Here is an 18,007-nt window from a genome sequence, read left to right as displayed (position 1 = left end):
AATCCCTCCTTTTATTTTTAATAATTAATTTTTTCTTCAATATAATTTCTTAAGTCACTAATTTGAATACGTTCTTGAGCCATTGTGTCGCGATTTCTAACTGTAACAGACTCTAGGGATTCTGTATCATGATCAACAGTTACACATAAATATGTGCCAATTGCATCTTGTCTACGATATCTTTTACCTATATTTTGTGTTTCATCATAAACGACATCAAAATATTTACTTAACAACTTATGAATTTCTTTTGCTTTTTCGGCATGTAGTTTTTTAACTAAAGGTAGTATAGCGACTTTATAAGGTGCTAGTTTTGGATGAAGTCTTAAAACTTGTCTGATATCTCCAGATTCGAGTGTTTCTTCATCATAAGCATCTATTAGAAATGCTAAAATTAATCGTTCTACACCTACAGATGGTTCAATTACAAATGGTAGATACTTCTCATTAGTTTCAGGATCTAGATATTCTAAATTTTGACTAGATGCTACTTGATGTGCATTTAAATCAAAATTTGTACGAGAAGCTATACCCCATAATTCATCAGATCCCCAAGGAAATTCAAATTTAATATCTGTTGTTGCATTTGAATAATGACTTAGTGCTTCTGGTTTATGATCATCAAATGTTAAATGTTTAGCTGATAATCCTAATTGAAGTAACCAATCCATACAAAATGCTTTCCAATATGAAAACCATTCTAATTCAGTTCCTGGTTTAACAAAGAATTCCATTTCCATTTGTTCGAATTCTCTTGTTCTAAAAACAAAGTTGCCTGGAGTAATTTCATTTCTAAATGATTTACCTACCTGACAAATTCCAAATGGAACTTTTTTACGTGTTGTTCTTTGAATATTTTTAAAGTTAATAAAAATACCTTGTGCTGTTTCTGGTCTTAAATATATTTGATCTGCTTGTTCTTTTACAACACCTTGATGTGTTTCAAACATCATATTAAATTTACGAATTGGAAGAAAGTCGTGTGCTCCACAATTTGGACATTTCACTTTATGTTCTAAAATATAATCATACATTTGATCTGTTGACCAACCATCTGCATTCACATTTGAATCAAATGATTCAATCAGTTGATCTGCACGATATCTTTGATTACATGCTTTACATTCAGTTAAAGGATCACTAAATCCACCAAGATGTCCACTAGCTTTCCAAACTTCTGTATTTAATAAGATTGAAGTATCCACTAATACATTGTATTCAGTTTCTCTTTGAAATTTTTGGATCCATGCATCTTTTACATTTTTTTTAAGTAAGCTTCCCAAAGGACCATAATCCCAAGTATTAGCTAGGCCTCCATAAAGTTCACTACCTTGATATATAAATCCTGTAGATTTTGCAAATTGTACAATTTTGTCTAGTGTTACCATGTGTCCACATCCTTAACATTTGTGATTTTAATTCATCTACATATTTTTTAGTGTGATATGAAGATGATATTGATAGTATTTTTTAATAAATTCTTCTAATTTGGCTAACGTATCTATTTCATAGATACCATGTTCATTATAAGGTAAATAGTAAAGTTTTAAAAGACTTAACGCATCTTTTGTGTTTAAATCAATGGATTCTTGTTCACCTTGGTAAACCAGTCCACCTTTTTCTATACTAATTCCTTTGATGGTTCGACCATCTGCTGTTAAATTAAGTTCATAACCCAAAGGTTTTAAAATCTTAAGTGAAAAACTTAAACTAGATACATTGATGTCATTTTCATTTAGTGCAAGTATCATGTCATCAAAAATAGATTTATAGTTTACATGGTCTATGACCAATTGATCAATAATCTCTAAAATGAGTGCAGCTTTTTTTGTTTTATGATAATCTGTTTTAAGCGCTTGGTACTCATTGATAATCTTTGGTTCACTTAATGTATAAAAAGTTTTACGATCTTGCTCTTTAAATGAAATGTGGGTTAAAAATTGCGATAAGACTCTTGATTTTTCTTTTAGTTTTTGTGCACCTCTTGCAAGTAATGTAATCTTGCCTTTTGGTGTAAAAACAAAAAGTAATCTTGAACTCTCTTGATATGGTTGAACTCTATAGATTAACCCTTCCATACACTATTCTCCAAATCCAAATGCTTTTAAATCACTTGGTCGATTTCGCCAATCTTTTTTCACCTTTACCCATATTGTTAAATGAATCTTAGTGTCTAAGATTCGATTAATCTCTTTTCTTGCTTCTGTACCAATATGTTTGATTTTATCTCCACCACGACCAATGAGTATTTGTTTTTGTGTAGGTCTTTCGACAACAATAAGTGCTGAAACATCAACTTGTCCATGTTCCTCATTATGATAAATACTTTCAATGACAACCGCAACCGCATGTGGAATTTCTTGTTCTGTGTAATACAGAATTTTTTCACGAATAAGCTCTGACATCATCATTGTTTGGCTTTGATCACTTTTCATCTCTGGTGGGAAATATTTAGGTCCTTCTGGTAAATATTTAATCAATGATTCTTTAATTTTATCGATATGTGTTAAATCTTTTGCTGAAACAGGAAAATATGCATCAAAATCATATGTTCCTAAATAGCTCATAATGATTTCATCAATACCTTTATTCCCGTCAAGTTCATCAATTTTATTTACAACTAAAAATATTGGTTTTTTTAATCCTTTAAAATAAGAAATAATAAAATCCTCAGCTGCTGTTTTCATACGATCAACAACAAACAATACCATATCTACATCTTTTAAACTTGATACGGCTACTTTATCAATTGCCTTATTTAATAAATCTCTACCTTTATGCATACCTGGTGTATCTACAAAGATCATTTGATAATCATCTGCTGATAAAACACCTGTTATACGGTGTCTTGTTGTTTGTGGTTTTGGACTCATTATTGCTACTTTTTGTCCGATTAAAGCATTTAATAATGTTGATTTACCAACATTAGGTTTACCAACAATCGCTATAAATCCTGATTTATGCATCGTGATCCTCATCAAAAGTTTCAAATGCGTATGGTAGTAAATCATCAGGATCAGTTTCTTTTACTTCTCCTTTTAGATTTGCAAGATAAATAGGTGTATCTTTTGGCATGAGTTCATGCATCACTTGTCTACACGCACCACATGGTGAGATAGGATGTTCAGAATCTGCAATAATTGTCATTGAAACTATATCTTCTTTTTTATATCCCTGGCTTAGCAAAGAAAACAAGGCGCTTCTTTCAGCACAGTTAGCCAAAGGATAACTAGCGTTTTCTATATTTGCTCCATGAATGTATGTGCCATCTTTTAACAGAATTGCTGCACCTACTTTAAATTTTGAATAAGGTACATATGCTTTATTTCTAGCTAATTTAGCTTGTTCAATGTTTTTCATCTTAATTTCTCCTTTTTAAATCCGCTTTATTTAATATTTCTTCTTGAGCTTTAATCATTTCTTCTTCTTCAATATCGCTATGATGATCATAGCCTTTCAAATGAAGATATCCATGCACCGCAAGAAAACCAACTTCTCTTGCAAATGAGTGATCATAATCAAGTGCTTGAATTCTTGCTTGTTCTAATGAGATAAATATATCTCCTAAAGATTCTATATCTTGATCATCATTTATAAAACTTAAAACATCTGTAGGACGATCTATATCTCTAAATTTTAAATTCATTTGATGAATCATTTCTTGGGTAACCAATATGATTTCCATACTTGATGGATCATCAACTGTTTTAAATACTTTGTTTAAAACTAATTTGACTTCTTTAATGGATTCATCAGTTTGATTATGAATGTTAATTTTCATGTCGATCATACCTTTCAAGAATATGTTGAACAAGTGGGTGTCTAACAACATCAATATTTCCAAATTTAACAACTTTAATATCTTGCATATCATCTAAGATAGATAATACATGTGATAATCCACTTTCGATATTATGTTTTAAGTCAGTTTGTGATGGGTCACCTGTGATGACCATCTTTGATGAGAATCCAAGTCTTGTTAGAAACATTTTCATTTGTGCTTTAGTCGTATTTTGTGCTTCATCTAATATAACAAAAGCATTTTCTAAAGTTCTTCCTCTCATGTAGGCTAGTGGTGCAATTTCTATAACACCTTTTTCTAATAAAGATAATGTTGTTTGTACACCAAGCATTTCATAAAGTGCGTCATATAAAGGAACTAAGTAAGGATCAACTTTTTCTTTTAAATCACCTGGTAAGAAACCTAATGATTCTCCCGCTTCAACAACTGGTCTAGTTAAAACTAGTTTTCTAACTTTACCTTTTTTTAACTCTCTAACTGCAGCACTTACAGCTAAATAAGTTTTACCTGTACCCGCTGGTCCCACACCAAAAACTAAATCATAATTTTCAATAGCTTTTATATAATGTTTTTGATTGAACGTTTTTGGATAAATACTTTTTCCTTGATCATTAATTAATATTTTTTCTCTATTTATATATAGGTCAAAAACTCCATCTAATTGATTTTTTTCAGCTAACTTTATGATATACATAACATCTCTTTCATTATACTGAATTTGATGTTCTGCAAGCTTAACCAAAACAGCAAAAATAGCTTCCAAGATAGGGAGTTTTTCTTTAGGTGCATCAGTAAAAATTTCCGATCCCCTTACTGAGACTAAAACTCCTAAATATTGCTTGAAAACTAATAAGTTACGATCCTGAACTCCAACTAATCGAGAAATCGATTCCGCATGATGAATTTGTTGATTTAATTTCATTAAATCAGCTCCTTAACCGTATATTTATTATACCACACCACGAAAAATAAAAAAGCACATCTGTACTTTTTTAGGTTCCTAATGATAGAAAAACGCATCTTTCGATGCGCTTTTTAAATGTTTACTTTTTCTTAGCGCGTGCTGCGCGTTGGCGGTCTTTACGTTCTACACTTGGTTTAACGTAAAACTCACGTTTTCTCGCTTCTTGGAGGTTTCCTGACTTAGAAACATCACGTTTAAAACGACGTAAAGCATCTTCTAGTGATTCTTTTTCGCGAACGATTGTTTTAGGCATAGTCTACCCTCCTTCCACGATTAATTTTCATAACCTTTTACATTATATATGATTTTTATATATTTGTCAAAATAATTCAGTATTTTTAACAGATATGTAGGATAGAGCATAAATCGCTGCTATTTCTGTTGGTAAAATGTTATCTCCAAGTGAAATTATATGCGCGTTTTTTTGATTAAAAAATACTCTTTCACTATCAGATATACCACCTTCTGGACCAATAATTAAGGCTATTTTCTTATCTAAATCAGTTGTTTTTACAACTGTATTTAGCATTATTGTTTTTTCATTTTCATCTGCTAATAAAATCAAATCAAAAGTCTTAAAATCTATATCTTTCAAAGATTTGAAAAATGCTATTTCAGGAATATCAAAGCGATGAGCAAGCTCAGCTGCTTCTTTTGTAATTAAATTCAGCCTTCTTATTTTATTATCACTATTCTTCTCTTTAGCAATTGAACGATCCATTTGAACAAATAACATTTTAGAAACTCCAAACATCGTTGCATATTTACTGATAATATCTATTTTATTACCTTTTGGTAGTCCTTGAATTAATGTGACATCTACACTTCTTCTTTGCGCTAATGTATCAATGATTTCATAGCTTATTTGTTGCTCATTTATTGAGAGTTTTGCAAGATAACATGTCTTAAGATAACACACTTCAATGAAGTCATTTGATCTCATACGCATGACTTTAAGAATATGGTGTTTATCATCGGTTGTAATTGATTTATTTTCAAAATCATTTTTTGTTAAAAAATAACGTTGTGCCATCTTTTAAAAGTCCTTTCTTTATGAAAAAAGCATTTCCTAAGAAACACTCTTTTAATTTGTTATTTTCATTATCTAATATTATTTGATAAAACAACTGAAACAATCATTATAATTGATAAAACGATTGAAGCACGTGTTAGAAATAATTCCATACCACGTATTTTCTTGTTTTTAAATAACTCAGATTTTTCTCCACTAAATGCATCTTGTATATTATCTTCTGATGATTGTAATAATACAGCTACAATTAGTAGAACAGCAGAAATAATTGCTATCCAATCTATCCAAAGCATAAGCGTCCTCCTAAAATTCAATTTATGATATCAAATTTTTAAGCTTTTGTCAATCAAACTTGATATATCTTGATGAATTCACATAGTTATTTTTCCTAATAAATCACTTTTATACATTTACTTCTATTTTGACCTTTTATTTAAGTATTTACCATTTATCTAAAACTTGATGATAAATCATTTTGTTTTTGAAATTTATGGGCTGGTACACCAATCAATTTACTATTTGCTGGAGCATCTTTAACAACTACAGCATTTGCTGCAACAATCGAATTATCTCCAATATGAATAGGTCCAATAATCGTTGCATGTGCATACATGATGACATTATTTCCGATTTTAGGATGTCTATCCACTTTCTCAAAAGTATTAGCGCCTAATGTAACTCCATGATATAAAACACAATTGTCTCCAATAACAGCAGTTTCACCAATAACGACACCCATGCCATGATCGATAAATACTCCTTTGCCTATAGTAGCTCCTGGATGGATATCAACACCTGTTTTTCTTCTTGTTCTATAACTGATAAATCTAGGCAAAGTTTTCAATCCTTTTTTCCATAACCAATGTGCTGTTCTGTGTCTTCTTAATGCTATAACACCCGGATATGTAAAATATAACATGATACACCCTGGTGAAGCAGGATCAAATTTCTTAGCTGAATTTACATCTTTAATCGTACATTTAAAAAACATATTATTTATATAATGTTGTCGATAGATAACGTTCGCCAGTATCGCAAACAATCGCAACAATCCTCTTCCCTTTATTTTCTTCTTTTAATGCTAGTTGAGTTGCTGCATATAAATTTGCACCTGATGAGATACCCGCAAAGACACCTTCAACTCTAGCTAAGGTTCTTGTTGTCTCAAAAGCATCTTCATCACTAACTGTAATGATTTGATCTATGATATCAAGATTTAAAACACTTGGAATAAATCCTGCACCAATACCTTGTATTTTATGTGGGCCTGCGATACCTTTTGATATCATTGGTGAACCTTCAGGTTCAACAGCAATGATTTTGACATTTTTATTATCTTTTTTTAATACTTCGCCAACACCTGTGATGGTTCCACCTGTTCCTACTCCAGCAACAAAGAAATCAACTTGGTGATCTGTATCTTCTAAAATTTCTAATGCTGTAGTTTTTCTATGGATTTCAGGATTCGCAAGATTTTCAAATTGTAGGGGCATAATATAATTAGGATTTTTTTCAACTAAAGATTTAGCAAGTTCGATTGAACCCTTCATGCCTGCCTCTTTTTTAGTTAAAATAACTTCTGCGCCTAACCCTTTAACAATCATGACTCTTTCCTCTGTAACAGATTCTGGCATGACTAGAATGAGTTTATAGCCTTTAGCTGCACATATAAATGCCAACCCTATACCGGTGTTCCCACTTGTAGGTTCTATAAATACTGAATCAGGTTTAACTAAACCTTGACGTTCAATAGTATCTATTAAAGCAAACGCTAGGCGATCTTTAACGCTACTTAAAGGATTAAAGTTTTCTAGTTTTACAATGATTTGGGCTTTTGCTCCAACTAATTTTTCGTAATTGTTTAATCTTAACAATGGTGTTTTTCCTATTAATTCTATATAACTGTTTGCTATTTTCATATGGTCACGTCCTTACCTTTTATATTATATAAGTTTTAATGTAAAATTGCTTGTAATACGACTTAAAAAATATATTTATGATATACTAAAAAAAGGTGATAGAAATGGAAATTAAAAGTTTTATTTTAAGTATGTATAGAAGTAACTGTTATATTGTTTATCATAACAAAAAAGCAATCATTATCGATCCAGGTGAAGAAAGCCAAAAAGTTGTGGATTTTATTAAAGATAATGATTTAGAAGTTATCTTAATATACGCAACCCATGGACATGTTGATCATGTTGCAGGTATTAAATACTTAAAAGATATCTTTAATGCAAAGACATATGGACCTAAAAAAGATGAGATTTGGTTTACCAATCAAAATTATAATCGATTAGGCTATCCTATACCAATAGACTCTTATGTATCTGAAGGTGACCAAATCATCCTAGATGATATTGTTTTTGACATCTATGATATACCAGGACATTCTAAAGGTGGTACCATCTTGTATAATAAAGATTATAATATCTGTTTTTCAGGAGACACTTTATTTCATCAAACAATTGGTAGAACAGATTTGCCATTTGGAGATTTTGATGAGATTAAAGCAAGCATCCATAAAATGTATGATTTATTTTTAGATGAGACAAAAGTTTATCCAGGACATGGTATATCAACGACAATAGGATTTGAAAAACTTCATAATCAATACGTTAAAAATTAAACTAACTTAGCCACAATTAAATGTAATAAACAAAAAAAGCATGATAAATGCTTTTTTTTACAATTGATTCTATTATTGACACTTTTTAAATCATAGATTAATACATAAGTTTAAAAATAATTTTAGTATTTAGTTTTGCTAAAATAGTTTTCAACACTTAAAAATGCATCAATAATATCTGGATCAAAATGGGTACCACTACCCTCAATTAAAACTGCTTTAGACTCCTCATGTGTCAAAGCTTTTTTATAGACACGATGACTCCTAAGTGCATCATACACATCTGCCACTGCAACAATTCTAGCTGAAACAGGAATATTCTCTCCTTTTAATCCATCAGGATATCCAGTTCCATCAAAACGCTCATGATGCCAACGAGCAATCTCTCCAGCAGTCTCTAAATATTTTATTTTAGGATATTTTTTTGCAATAGACTGAATAGTCTTAAATCCAATCATGGTATGCTCTTTCATTATCTCTCGTTCATCTTTGGTGAAAACTCCTGGCTTAGTTAATATAGAATCTGGAATTCCTACTTTTCCAATGTCATGTAAAACACTCGATATAGCAATATTATCTAAAAATCTATTAGAAATTTTCTTTGAGTATTTTGGATTGTTTTTTAATGCACTTGCTAAAACTTTTGAATATGCGCTAAGCCGTTCTATATGTTTCCCAGTATCTAAATCTCTTGTTTCTGTTAGTTGTGCTAATGCATAAACTATATGCTCATTCTCGAATAAACCAATAAGTCGTTCGGCAGCTTTAACGCGATGTTGGAGTTCGATTTTTTTAAATGGTTTACTTATGTAATCATCGGCTCCAACTTCAAAACTTTTTTCTAACACTTCTAAATTCTTATCCGCAGTTACTACTATGATAAATGTATAGTTATAATTATCATTTTGTCTGATTTTCTTTATCAAACTAATCCCATCAATCTTAGGCATTTGTAAATCTGTTATAAGTACTTGTGGTAGAAAGGTTTCCCATAATTTATATGCTTCTTCACCATCTTTTGCCGCCATAACTTCCATCCCAATTTCTTCAAGAAAAGATGTTAGTGAAATACGATTTAATCGATTATCCTCTGCTATCAATACTTTCATGATATGTTCCTGTTATGAATCCAATTCGAAAGTGTTTTTGCAAATTCTATAGATTCTTCTTTCAATATTTTGTTTAAAGCTATAATGGATGAAATTTTTTTATTTTTTGCTTCATTTTTTATATATTCTGATACCCAATAAAGCCTATCAGCACATAGAGTTGAACAAGAACTAATAAAGTAATGTGTGGCTTTTTCAATACTTAGAAAATCATGTTGTGCAATAGCTGTATCAATTTTGTCAATATCATTTTGATAATCCTCTAAATATGAAGCAGCTAGATTCTCTATGAGATCTTTTGAGTCTCCAAAATGTTGTAAAAACTTGTTACTGTTAAAACTTATTAGATGATTTGGAATTTGAATTTTAGAAAAACTATTTTGTTTAGAGTCAACATCTAATTTTAGATATTCTTTGATTATAACAATAATTTTTTCTGGATCAATGGGTTTTGTAATTGTGCCATTTACTCCAACAGCTTTCCCTTTATTAACATCATCTTGAAAAGCATTTGCAGTTAGAGTAACTATAACAAGGTCTTCATACTTTTCACCTAAATTTCTTACTTTTTCTGTTAATTCATATCCATTCATACCTGGCATTTGGACATCTAGTAAAATGAGGTCAAAGTCTGTTTCTTTAATTAAATCAAAAGCCTCAAACCCATCTTTTGCAGAGGTTATGGTGAAACCATATTTCGATAATATCATTGATAAAGACATTCTATTTATACGATTATCATCTACAATAAGTATGTGATAATTTTTTAAAAGCTTATCCAATTTGATTTGCGATATAGGTTTTAGCTTACTATCTGATTTTATTAAATAGTTATATACTTCTTGTCTACAAAAAGGGGTGATAAATGTATGATGAATATTGACTTTTTTTATTTGCTCAAGAGGAAATTCATCGGAGTTATTTAATATCAAAAATTTTCGACTAGAAATCGATGATAATATGTTCATTAAATCGCTATATTGATGTAATTCTGGACTAATCCTAATATAATCAAACAAAGGTAAAGTCATCCAAGTTTCTAAATAAGTATTTAGCGATATTTTAGTTATAACAATATTCATTGAATTAAACATTGTTTCATGTCTGTCTACATCATCAGCATTGTTTTGTATGAAAAGAATTTTGGTTTTTTTTAAGTCTTGAAAAGGCGCTGATATAGAATCATAATTGTTTTTAATGTTTAATGAGAATGAAAACATACTTCCTTCACCTAAAGTGCTATCAATTTGTAATTCACTATCAAGTAATTGAACCAATTTATTCGTAATTGTTAATCCTAAGCCAGTCCCAACATTCTCTCGAGTGCTTTGATTATCTACTTGATAAAATTTATCTGTTAAAAACTCAATTGATTCTTTTGAAATGCCTATACCCGTATCAATGACCGCAAACCCAAGGACAATATTATCGTTGTTTTTGCTTTCTAGTTGGATTCTAAAAGTAACACTACCATGATCAGTGTATTTTATTGCATTGCTAATAAGATTTATTAAAATTTGTCGCAAATGTTTTCTATCTATATTTATGTATTGTGGAATATCATAGTCAAAATCACAATTAAATGTAATCCCTTTTTCAATTGCTGAGTGCTTATGCACATTAACAATTTCGTATACTTCAGATTCAAGATTTGTTTTTCGAGTTATGCTTATAGTCTTGCCAGCTTCTATTTTTGATAAGTCAAGAATATCGTTAATAATAATTGATAATGAGTTGGCTGAATTACTTGCTGTTTCAAGATATTCCCGCTGTTGTTGCGATAAATTTGTATTTCTTAATAAATATATTAAATTAAAAATCCCATTTAAAGGTGTTCGGATTTCATGGCTCATTTCAGCTAAAAATTGAGTTTTGGCATTGTTTTCTGTGATAGCTTTTATTCGATTTTTTTCATTAATCTCATCTAATGCCTGCTTAGTTTTATTAAGCTTTGTTACATCATTTAAAATAGTATATATATAAGTATAATCATTTATATCAATTTTATCAGACTTTAATATAACAAATTTAGATTCACCGCTTTTAGTTTTTAACTCAACTTCAATGGATGAATTATATTTATCTTCTCCATATATAGTTTGATATAGCTTATCAGTGATAATACCAAGTTCTATAGGTGTATTATTGATGACTTCATCTTCTGAAAATTCAAAAAGTGTATAAAAAGATTCATTAGCTTCGATAATCTTCTTGTCTTTTAGAGTGATTAACATACTTGCTGATGGATTAGAATGAAATAACTTTTTAAATTTATCTTCTGAAATTTTAAGAAGTGTGATATCTTTAGATACGCCAAAAAGCGCTGGTTTACCATTCCAAATACCGTGTGTAACTTTTGATTCCACTGGTATTTTTTTACCTGATTTTGTTAAGATTGGTGGCAATGGACAAAAATCAACATCTCCTGAAATCATGCCTTTAACGAGTCTTTTAGCTTCATCGTAGTCTTCGACTTGATGAATTTTTAGAATAGATTCGCCTATAATTTCATCCTGTTTATATCCTAATTTCTCAATCACAACATTGTTAACATTAATAATCTTACCTTGCTCATCTAAAACGAAAAGAAAATCATCAACTCTATTAAAAAAAGTTTCTAAATTTTGTCTTATTTGCTTATTGATCATTAACACTTGATTCATTTGATCAAAACTATTTTTCTTTATATGCAAGTTTGATATTAATTCTGCTAATATTTTTAACAACATTGTATCATTATCTTCTAAATGATTAATTTCTTTAACTGAATCAAAACCCACAAATCCTATACATTTGTTCTCATTAAACATTGGAATTGTTAAAAGTGATTTTATTTTTTGGGGTGATAATACTGCATATAACTCACTATTTTTTGGTAAATTTTCTACATTCTCAATATAAACGTTTTCATGATTTAAATGTGGCTTAACCCAGTTTTCAAGTATATGATCTAATGGAACATGTTTAAGTCCATCAATTTCTGGCTTAATATCTTTGTTACACCATTCAAATGTATTTTCAGTATAGTTTTCATCAAAATAATATAAAAAAACATATACTCGGTCCATTTTCATGAATTCTCCAACCATCTTAAGCGCTTGATTGATTGATTTATCAAATTCATTTAAATCAATATTAATAAATTTAGTTATGTAAAAAGGATGGTGGCTAAAGATAGGCTGTCCAAAAGGTGGTGGCAGAGCACCATTTATTTTAAAGGGTCTTTTAGGTTTAAAAAGAAGACCTCTTCTTATGCTACAATTATAGTGTCTAGCTAAATAGTAGAAAGAGAGGTCTTCATGAATGATGATACCATAAAACTACTTAATCTCGAACATATCGATCATTTAATTGAATCGATAAGTTCTATTTCTTTAGAAGGTCTAATTGAGATGCATATTAAACTTTTTAAGTCTCCTCAAACATGCCCAAATTGTCTGAATGAGACTGAGCGTTTCCATAGTTTCAGAATTAGATCTATTACCCATAGTGTTCTCATAGACAAGAAGTATCTTCTTATCTATCATGCTAGAAGATATAAATGTCTATGCTGTGGGAAAGTCTTTTATGAAAAAAATCCTTTTTCTAAAAGATATGAATCTATATCAACGTACACTAAATTATCTATTTTAGAACATTTAAAAGATTATACACATACCTTTACTTCTGCAGCTAATGCTTACTTTGTTTCTAAACAGTCAGTTATCAACATCTTTGATCATTTTGTTGATGCCAGGAGAAGACTTCTTCCAGAAGTTATTTGTATGGATGAGTTCTATACTTCAAAAGTCTCAAAATATAAGTATGCTTGCGTCCTTTTTGATTTTAGAAATCATAAACTTATTGATATTTATCCAACAAGGCATAAAAATTACTTGATTAAAGTCTTTTCAAGATTTCCCAAAGCTGAGAAGATTCGTGTAAAGGCATTTGTTATTGATATGTGGCCATCTTACAAGGAAGTTATTGAACGGGCGTTTCCTCATGCTTTAATTGCTGTAGACTCATTTCATATCATTAGAAACTTAAATGAGGCGATACGCCATATAAGAATTGAAGTCATGAATAAATATAAATCACACAAAAGTAATCCAATACATGAGGATATGTATTATTATATGCTAAAGAAGTTTCACTACTTTTTTCTTAAAAACTACGAGAATGTTTATGATGGAAAGATTCGTATACAAAAACTTCAAACCTCTTGGCATAAATCTACAATTCTTGATTACTTATTATCCATAGATGATATACTCAAATCTGCTTATCGTCTAAAAGAGAGATATCAAGAATTTAACTTAACCGCAGAGTATGAAACCTGTGATGAAGAACTTGACGATCTTATTCGTCTGTTTAAAAATCACGATCATCAACTGTTCAGGGATTTTGGAAAGATGATTCAACGATGGAAAATTGAGATCAAAAATTCTTTTTATAGGGTGGACAATAGACGACTTTCAAATGGTCCTATTGAGGGTGTTAATTCAAGAATAAAAACAGTCATCAAATCTTCAAATGGTATTAAAAACTTTTATAGATTAAGAAATCGCTTAATTTTCTCCATTAATAAAGATGTTCCCATTAAATTAAAATAATCATCATGTTTAGCTAGAAAAATAGCACCTGAAGTTTTCACTTCAAGTGCTTTTATTTCTCTGCCACCACCTATTTTACAGCGGTGTTTTGCCACCATATTTTGGACAGCGGTTTTCTTACTTGCCACCATCTATTTTACAGGGCCATAAATTTTTGTGAAATGCTCATAATAATTTCTAAAAAATCTAAATTGGATTTTAGCATTTTTTCTGTTTTTTTAATATGTGTTACATCCCGACTAAGAGATATGATACCTTCAAGTTTTTGGTTGGAATCAAAAACTGGAACACGTAAAGATTCAACATCAACAAAACCAGAATCTGTAAAGATCTTAAACTCTTTTGATAAAGCAGTTTTGGAATTAATAGCCTCATTGTCTAATTCTCTCACCCTTAAAATTTCATCTTTTGGATAAACTTGGCTAACCGTCTTTCCCGCAATTGAATCCACTTTATCTTCATACATTTGATCTGTTAAATGGCTGCTATATAAGTATTTCTCATTAAGATTTTTATATGCAAATGCTTCGGGTATTTGTTTTATAATTCTGTTTAAAAGTTGGTTTTCTTCATACAAATCATAAGTAGCCTTGACATTTGATAAATAAGTGTTTAGTAAATACATAAAATCCTTTGAGAAAAACATCTTATCTTGATTGGTTATAGACCGTAATATTAAATTTACACCATGATCAATCTTAAAGTGATATTCATGTTGATTATTAATACTTTGTTTTTCACATTTAATTTGAGAATATGTTTCAAATTCATCGGTTTGATTTTCACAATTATTATTATCATCTACATCATTGATTGTCATTTTTTTGTTCCCGCTCGAATCATACATGCAAATATAGGCGTTAACTAAACTAAAAACAGTCTCTAACGTCAAGAGATATTCATTGATAGTATCTTTATATGAAATAGATTTTTTTCGTATAGCAAAGAATTCCTTCTCAATTTTACTGATTAGTTTTTTATTCACGACAGCACCTCTAAATTTTTTATATAATAATTGCGTTTTTTCTTGTTAAATAATGCACAATAGTAATAATATACTAACAAATTAATGATTATATTTCAACAAATTAAATTTTTTATAAATAAATATTAACTATAAAATAGGCTTGTAATAATTTTGTAAGATTTACTTAATAAATACTTAAGATTTACATGTAATATTATTTCCTAAAAATAAATAAAAAACTAGCATCATTATTTCTAATGACAACTGGATACCATATTAAAGGTCCTTTAGCTTTGCGACACTAGGTTTCCCTAGGTTTGCTTTTAACATTTTATTCTTATAATTAAACCATAATCATTTTGTAATGATATTAGATATTTGTCAATGCTTAAAAAAAGTTTCTAAAACTAAACAATAATTACTTGATTTAGTTTTGTTTTAAAACAACTAGTGTTTCTAAAGATGTTGTATGATAAAACATTCTTATTGGGTGAATACTTTCAATCATATAATTTTCTTTTAATAAATTAACATCTCTTGATAAAGTTTTCACATCACATGAAAGATAGTATATTTTCTTTGGTTTCATTTGAAGTAATGTATCAACAAATTCTGGCATTAATCCATTTCTTGGCGGATCACAAATTACTTTATCAATAGATTCTTTGGCTTGATACAATTCAGCTCTTTGATAAGAAATCTCAATATTATTTACGTCAAATTGATCTCTTATTTGATGTGCTAGATTTATATTTTGTTTATTAGATTCAACCATAATAACTTTTTTAACTCTGTCATAAATATAATAGCCAATTGAACCAATCCCGCTATATGCATCTAAAACAACATCATTATTGCTTAAATCATCTTTAATCAGTTGATATGCTTTTTCAATAACTGGAACATTGATTTGGAAAAAGGCTCTATCATTAATTAACATATCAATTCCGTTTAATCGCTCTCTAATGATATTTTCGCCAAATAGAGTTGTGCTTTCTTTTCCTAGAATGACTTTATGGTTTCTATTCACGTTAAACGTGATTCCCACTACAAAACTAAACATTTGAAGTGCTTCAACAACTTGAGTTAATCCTCTAATTTGGTCTTTCCTTGAAACAAAGGTTACCAAAATTTCGCCTTTAAGATTTGTTCTAAAAACAACGTGAGTTAATCCGTTTTTTTCTATCTTGAATTTTGCATCATTGATGAATTTCAAAATTTTATTAGTCACGACATCTGATAATATAAAATCATCGGTATCTACAATATTGTTTTTTGTAGTATCATATAATCCTAGTCTTAAAACAGAATCCTCAATGACATGGAATACTGATTTATTTCTATAATTTATATATCTATCATCATAGATTGTTTCATCTAAAGATATATCTAAATCAGCAATTTTTTTAAATGTTTCTACAGTTGTTTTTTCTTGCCAAGCTAATTGTCTAGAAGGCAACATATGATATAAATTAAGTGCATCTAATTGGCTTACGTCTTGATTTCTATCTGGACTTGCCTCTAAAATATCTACAACTTGTCCTTGACAAAAGTTCTTTTTAACTTTTGTAATCTTAATCTTTGCCAATTCACCATCAATCAGTTTTGGCACAAAAATGACATAGCCATCATGTTTAATGACACCTTGTCCTAAATAATCTACGTCTATCACTTTTTCTGTAATTATACTACCAACAGTTAACATCGTTATCATCCTCTTTAAAATGTTTTGCTAAACCACCTTGTGAAGTTTCTTTGTAAGATGTATGCATATCTAAACCTGTTTGATACATAGTTTCAATAACTGTATCAAAGCTTATCTTCCTTGAATCACTTAAAAAATATGATAAGCCACATGCATCAATGGCTCTAAGGGCTGCTACGGCGTTTCTTTCTATACATGGAATTTGAACATATCCATTGACTGGATCGCATGTTAATCCTAAGTGATGTTCCATTGCGATTTCTGCTGCATATTCCACTTGATCAATAGATAAATTAAATAATGTTGCATGTGCTGCAGCTGCCATGGAACAAGCACTTCCAATTTCTGCTTGACATCCTGCAACTGCTCCACTTATGGAAGCATTAAACTTAATTAAGTTTCCGATTAGTCCAGCTACTGCTAGACCTTTTATAACTCTTTGTTTTGTTACTACTTTATGCTTTTGATTCATATAGTATAAGACTGCAGGAAGCACACCAGCTGCACCACATGTAGGTGCAGTAACAATAATACCACCACTTGCATTTTCTTCACTTACCGCAAATGCATAACTACTTACTAATCTATTTTCAGAAATTTCAGGATATTCATCTTCTCTTAAATTATGATAAAGATCATAAGCTTTTCTTTTCATTTTAAGAGGTCCTGGCAATATACCTCTGGTATGAATACCTTTTTCTACTGCTAGTGTCATAGCATCCCAAATACCTTCTAAAAATTCAATTATTTGATCGCCTTCAACCATGACTACGTAATCATATAGTGACATATTATTAGCAATGCAATATTTCTTAATATTTTTAAATGTATGGTGAGGATAAATCATCGGATCAACATCTTCTTGATCCATAAAAACAATACGTCCACCACCGACACTCATCACTTCTTTTTCTACAATAAGCTTTTCTTCAAAGTATCCTTTGATAAGCATTGTATTAGGATGTTTTCTAACATCTATCAAAGCGGAAAAAGTCACCATAGCAGGTGACAATGTATCAATAATTGCTTCTTCGGTCATGTGTCCCTTACCAGTTAGTGCAAATGAATTGTATAAAGTAATCTCATAGTTATCTAAGTATGTATATTGATCTTTAATCATTTGACATGCTTTTGCAGGTCCCATAGTATGTGAACTTGATGGACCATAGCCTACTTGATATAGTGATTTAATTGATAACATTT

Annotated in this window: 18 protein-coding genes and 1 riboswitch; of the genes, 2 read left to right on the top strand and 16 right to left on the bottom strand. The window is 29.9% G+C overall.

Annotation, left to right across the window (positions count from 1 at the left end; genetic code table 11):
- Nucleotides 1-17: 17 nt before the first annotated feature.
- The 11 genes from MPAN_RS02250 to cysK form a co-directional block, all read right to left on the bottom strand.
- Nucleotides 18-1,388 (bottom strand): glycine--tRNA ligase, encoded by a 1,371-nt coding sequence (locus tag MPAN_RS02250; RefSeq protein ID WP_176239984.1) that lies wholly within the window; start codon nt 1,386-1,388, stop codon nt 18-20.
- 36 nt (nt 1,389-1,424) lie between these two features.
- Nucleotides 1,425-2,078 carry a DNA repair protein RecO gene (gene recO / locus MPAN_RS02245; RefSeq protein WP_176239983.1) on the bottom strand — a complete coding sequence of 218 codons (654 nt, stop codon included), beginning with the start codon at nt 2,076-2,078 and terminating at the stop codon, nt 1,425-1,427.
- 3 nt (nt 2,079-2,081) lie between these two features.
- Complete coding sequence (gene era, locus MPAN_RS02240; protein WP_231756802.1) at nt 2,082-2,966, bottom strand: GTPase Era; 885 nt, start codon at nt 2,964-2,966, stop codon at nt 2,082-2,084.
- Nucleotides 2,959-3,360, bottom strand: a complete 402-nt coding sequence (gene cdd / locus MPAN_RS02235; RefSeq protein WP_176239981.1) for a cytidine deaminase — start codon at nt 3,358-3,360, stop codon at nt 2,959-2,961. Before cdd ends, era begins: the two co-directional genes overlap by 8 nt.
- Nucleotide 3,361: 1 nt before the next feature.
- Nucleotides 3,362-3,781, bottom strand: coding sequence for an rRNA maturation RNase YbeY (gene ybeY, locus MPAN_RS02230; protein ID WP_176239980.1), 420 nt, complete (start codon nt 3,779-3,781; stop codon nt 3,362-3,364).
- Complete coding sequence (locus tag MPAN_RS02225) at nt 3,771-4,724, bottom strand: PhoH family protein (protein ID WP_176239979.1); 954 nt, start codon at nt 4,722-4,724, stop codon at nt 3,771-3,773. The genes ybeY and MPAN_RS02225 overlap by 11 nt, the downstream gene beginning before the upstream one ends.
- Nucleotides 4,725-4,845: 121 nt before the next feature.
- Complete coding sequence (gene rpsU / locus MPAN_RS02220) at nt 4,846-5,019, bottom strand: 30S ribosomal protein S21 (protein WP_176239978.1); 174 nt, start codon at nt 5,017-5,019, stop codon at nt 4,846-4,848.
- Between the two features lie 66 nt (nt 5,020-5,085).
- The gene (locus tag MPAN_RS02215) at nt 5,086-5,799 is read right to left on the bottom strand and encodes an RsmE family RNA methyltransferase (RefSeq protein WP_176239977.1); all 714 of its coding nucleotides are present in this window, start codon (nt 5,797-5,799) and stop codon (nt 5,086-5,088) included.
- Between the two features lie 68 nt (nt 5,800-5,867).
- A complete protein-coding gene (gene secG / locus MPAN_RS02210) occupies nt 5,868-6,092 on the bottom strand; it encodes a preprotein translocase subunit SecG (protein ID WP_176239976.1) in 225 nt (74 codons plus the stop codon).
- A 155-nt stretch (nt 6,093-6,247) separates the two neighbouring features.
- Nucleotides 6,248-6,790, bottom strand: coding sequence for a serine O-acetyltransferase EpsC (gene epsC / locus MPAN_RS02205; protein ID WP_176239975.1), 543 nt, complete (start codon nt 6,788-6,790; stop codon nt 6,248-6,250).
- Nucleotide 6,791: 1 nt separating this feature from the next.
- Entirely contained in the window at nt 6,792-7,718 is a 927-nt protein-coding gene (cysK, locus tag MPAN_RS02200) for a cysteine synthase A (protein ID WP_176239974.1), read from the bottom strand.
- 104 nt (nt 7,719-7,822) lie between these two features.
- On the opposite strand from cysK, the gene MPAN_RS02195 reads away from it, so the two are divergent.
- Entirely contained in the window at nt 7,823-8,428 is a 606-nt protein-coding gene (locus tag MPAN_RS02195) for an MBL fold metallo-hydrolase (protein WP_176239973.1), read from the top strand.
- A 122-nt stretch (nt 8,429-8,550) separates the two neighbouring features.
- On the opposite strand, the gene MPAN_RS02190 is transcribed toward MPAN_RS02195, so the two are convergent.
- Together MPAN_RS02190 and MPAN_RS02185 are read right to left on the bottom strand one after the other, a co-directional pair.
- Complete coding sequence (locus tag MPAN_RS02190; RefSeq protein WP_176239972.1) at nt 8,551-9,537, bottom strand: HD domain-containing phosphohydrolase; 987 nt, start codon at nt 9,535-9,537, stop codon at nt 8,551-8,553.
- The gene (locus MPAN_RS02185; RefSeq protein ID WP_267910376.1) at nt 9,534-12,644 is read right to left on the bottom strand and encodes a response regulator; all 3,111 of its coding nucleotides are present in this window, start codon (nt 12,642-12,644) and stop codon (nt 9,534-9,536) included. Before MPAN_RS02185 ends, MPAN_RS02190 begins: the two co-directional genes overlap by 4 nt.
- Before the next feature lie 192 nt (nt 12,645-12,836).
- On the opposite strand from MPAN_RS02185, the gene MPAN_RS02180 reads away from it, so the two are divergent.
- Complete coding sequence (locus MPAN_RS02180) at nt 12,837-14,132, top strand: ISL3 family transposase (RefSeq protein ID WP_176239970.1); 1,296 nt, start codon at nt 12,837-12,839, stop codon at nt 14,130-14,132.
- A gap of 136 nt (nt 14,133-14,268) precedes the next feature.
- Here MPAN_RS02180 and MPAN_RS02175 read toward each other — a convergent pair whose 3' ends face one another.
- The 3 genes from MPAN_RS02175 to MPAN_RS02165 form a co-directional block, all read right to left on the bottom strand.
- Nucleotides 14,269-14,952 (bottom strand): PAS domain S-box protein, encoded by a 684-nt coding sequence (locus MPAN_RS02175; protein ID WP_176239969.1) that lies wholly within the window; start codon nt 14,950-14,952, stop codon nt 14,269-14,271.
- A 403-nt stretch (nt 14,953-15,355) separates the two neighbouring features.
- A riboswitch (cyclic di-GMP riboswitch) is annotated at nt 15,356-15,431 on the bottom strand.
- A 95-nt stretch (nt 15,432-15,526) separates the two neighbouring features.
- A complete protein-coding gene (gene rlmD, locus MPAN_RS02170) occupies nt 15,527-16,813 on the bottom strand; it encodes a 23S rRNA (uracil(1939)-C(5))-methyltransferase RlmD (protein WP_176239968.1) in 1,287 nt (428 codons plus the stop codon).
- Nucleotides 16,788-18,005, bottom strand: a complete 1,218-nt coding sequence (locus MPAN_RS02165) for an L-serine ammonia-lyase (RefSeq protein WP_176239967.1) — start codon at nt 18,003-18,005, stop codon at nt 16,788-16,790. Before MPAN_RS02165 ends, rlmD begins: the two co-directional genes overlap by 26 nt.
- Between the last annotated feature and the right edge of the window lie 2 nt (nt 18,006-18,007).

Origin of the sequence: Mariniplasma anaerobium (assembly GCF_016865445.1) — a bacterium.
Classification (GTDB): domain Bacteria; phylum Bacillota_I; class Bacilli_A; order Acholeplasmatales; family Acholeplasmataceae; genus Mariniplasma; species Mariniplasma anaerobium.
The sequence above is the reverse complement of the archived record's forward strand: the minus strand, read 5'-3'. Positions and strand labels throughout refer to the sequence as shown.

Bases quoted from the DNA above. Each gene is read 5' to 3' on its own strand.
- MPAN_RS02250 (WP_176239984.1), bottom strand. From the start codon at position 1,388: ATGGTAACACTAGACAAAATTGTACAATTTGCAAAATCTACAGGATTT.
- recO (WP_176239983.1), bottom strand. From the start codon at position 2,078: ATGGAAGGGTTAATCTATAGAGTTCAACCATATCAAGAGAGTTCAAGA.
- era (WP_231756802.1), bottom strand. From the start codon at position 2,966: ATGCATAAATCAGGATTTATAGCGATTGTTGGTAAACCTAATGTTGGT.
- cdd (WP_176239981.1), bottom strand. From the start codon at position 3,360: ATGAAAAACATTGAACAAGCTAAATTAGCTAGAAATAAAGCATATGTA.
- ybeY (WP_176239980.1), bottom strand. From the start codon at position 3,781: ATGAAAATTAACATTCATAATCAAACTGATGAATCCATTAAAGAAGTC.
- MPAN_RS02225 (WP_176239979.1), bottom strand. From the start codon at position 4,724: ATGAAATTAAATCAACAAATTCATCATGCGGAATCGATTTCTCGATTA.
- rpsU (WP_176239978.1), bottom strand. From the start codon at position 5,019: ATGCCTAAAACAATCGTTCGCGAAAAAGAATCACTAGAAGATGCTTTA.
- MPAN_RS02215 (WP_176239977.1), bottom strand. From the start codon at position 5,799: ATGGCACAACGTTATTTTTTAACAAAAAATGATTTTGAAAATAAATCA.
- secG (WP_176239976.1), bottom strand. From the start codon at position 6,092: ATGCTTTGGATAGATTGGATAGCAATTATTTCTGCTGTTCTACTAATT.
- epsC (WP_176239975.1), bottom strand. From the start codon at position 6,790: ATGTTTTTTAAATGTACGATTAAAGATGTAAATTCAGCTAAGAAATTT.
- cysK (WP_176239974.1), bottom strand. From the start codon at position 7,718: ATGAAAATAGCAAACAGTTATATAGAATTAATAGGAAAAACACCATTG.
- MPAN_RS02195 (WP_176239973.1), top strand. From the start codon at position 7,823: ATGGAAATTAAAAGTTTTATTTTAAGTATGTATAGAAGTAACTGTTAT.
- MPAN_RS02190 (WP_176239972.1), bottom strand. From the start codon at position 9,537: ATGAAAGTATTGATAGCAGAGGATAATCGATTAAATCGTATTTCACTA.
- MPAN_RS02180 (WP_176239970.1), top strand. From the start codon at position 12,837: ATGAATGATGATACCATAAAACTACTTAATCTCGAACATATCGATCAT.
- MPAN_RS02175 (WP_176239969.1), bottom strand. From the start codon at position 14,952: ATGACAATCAATGATGTAGATGATAATAATAATTGTGAAAATCAAACC.
- rlmD (WP_176239968.1), bottom strand. From the start codon at position 16,813: ATGATAACGATGTTAACTGTTGGTAGTATAATTACAGAAAAAGTGATA.
- MPAN_RS02165 (WP_176239967.1), bottom strand. From the start codon at position 18,005: ATGTTATCAATTAAATCACTATATCAAGTAGGCTATGGTCCATCAAGT.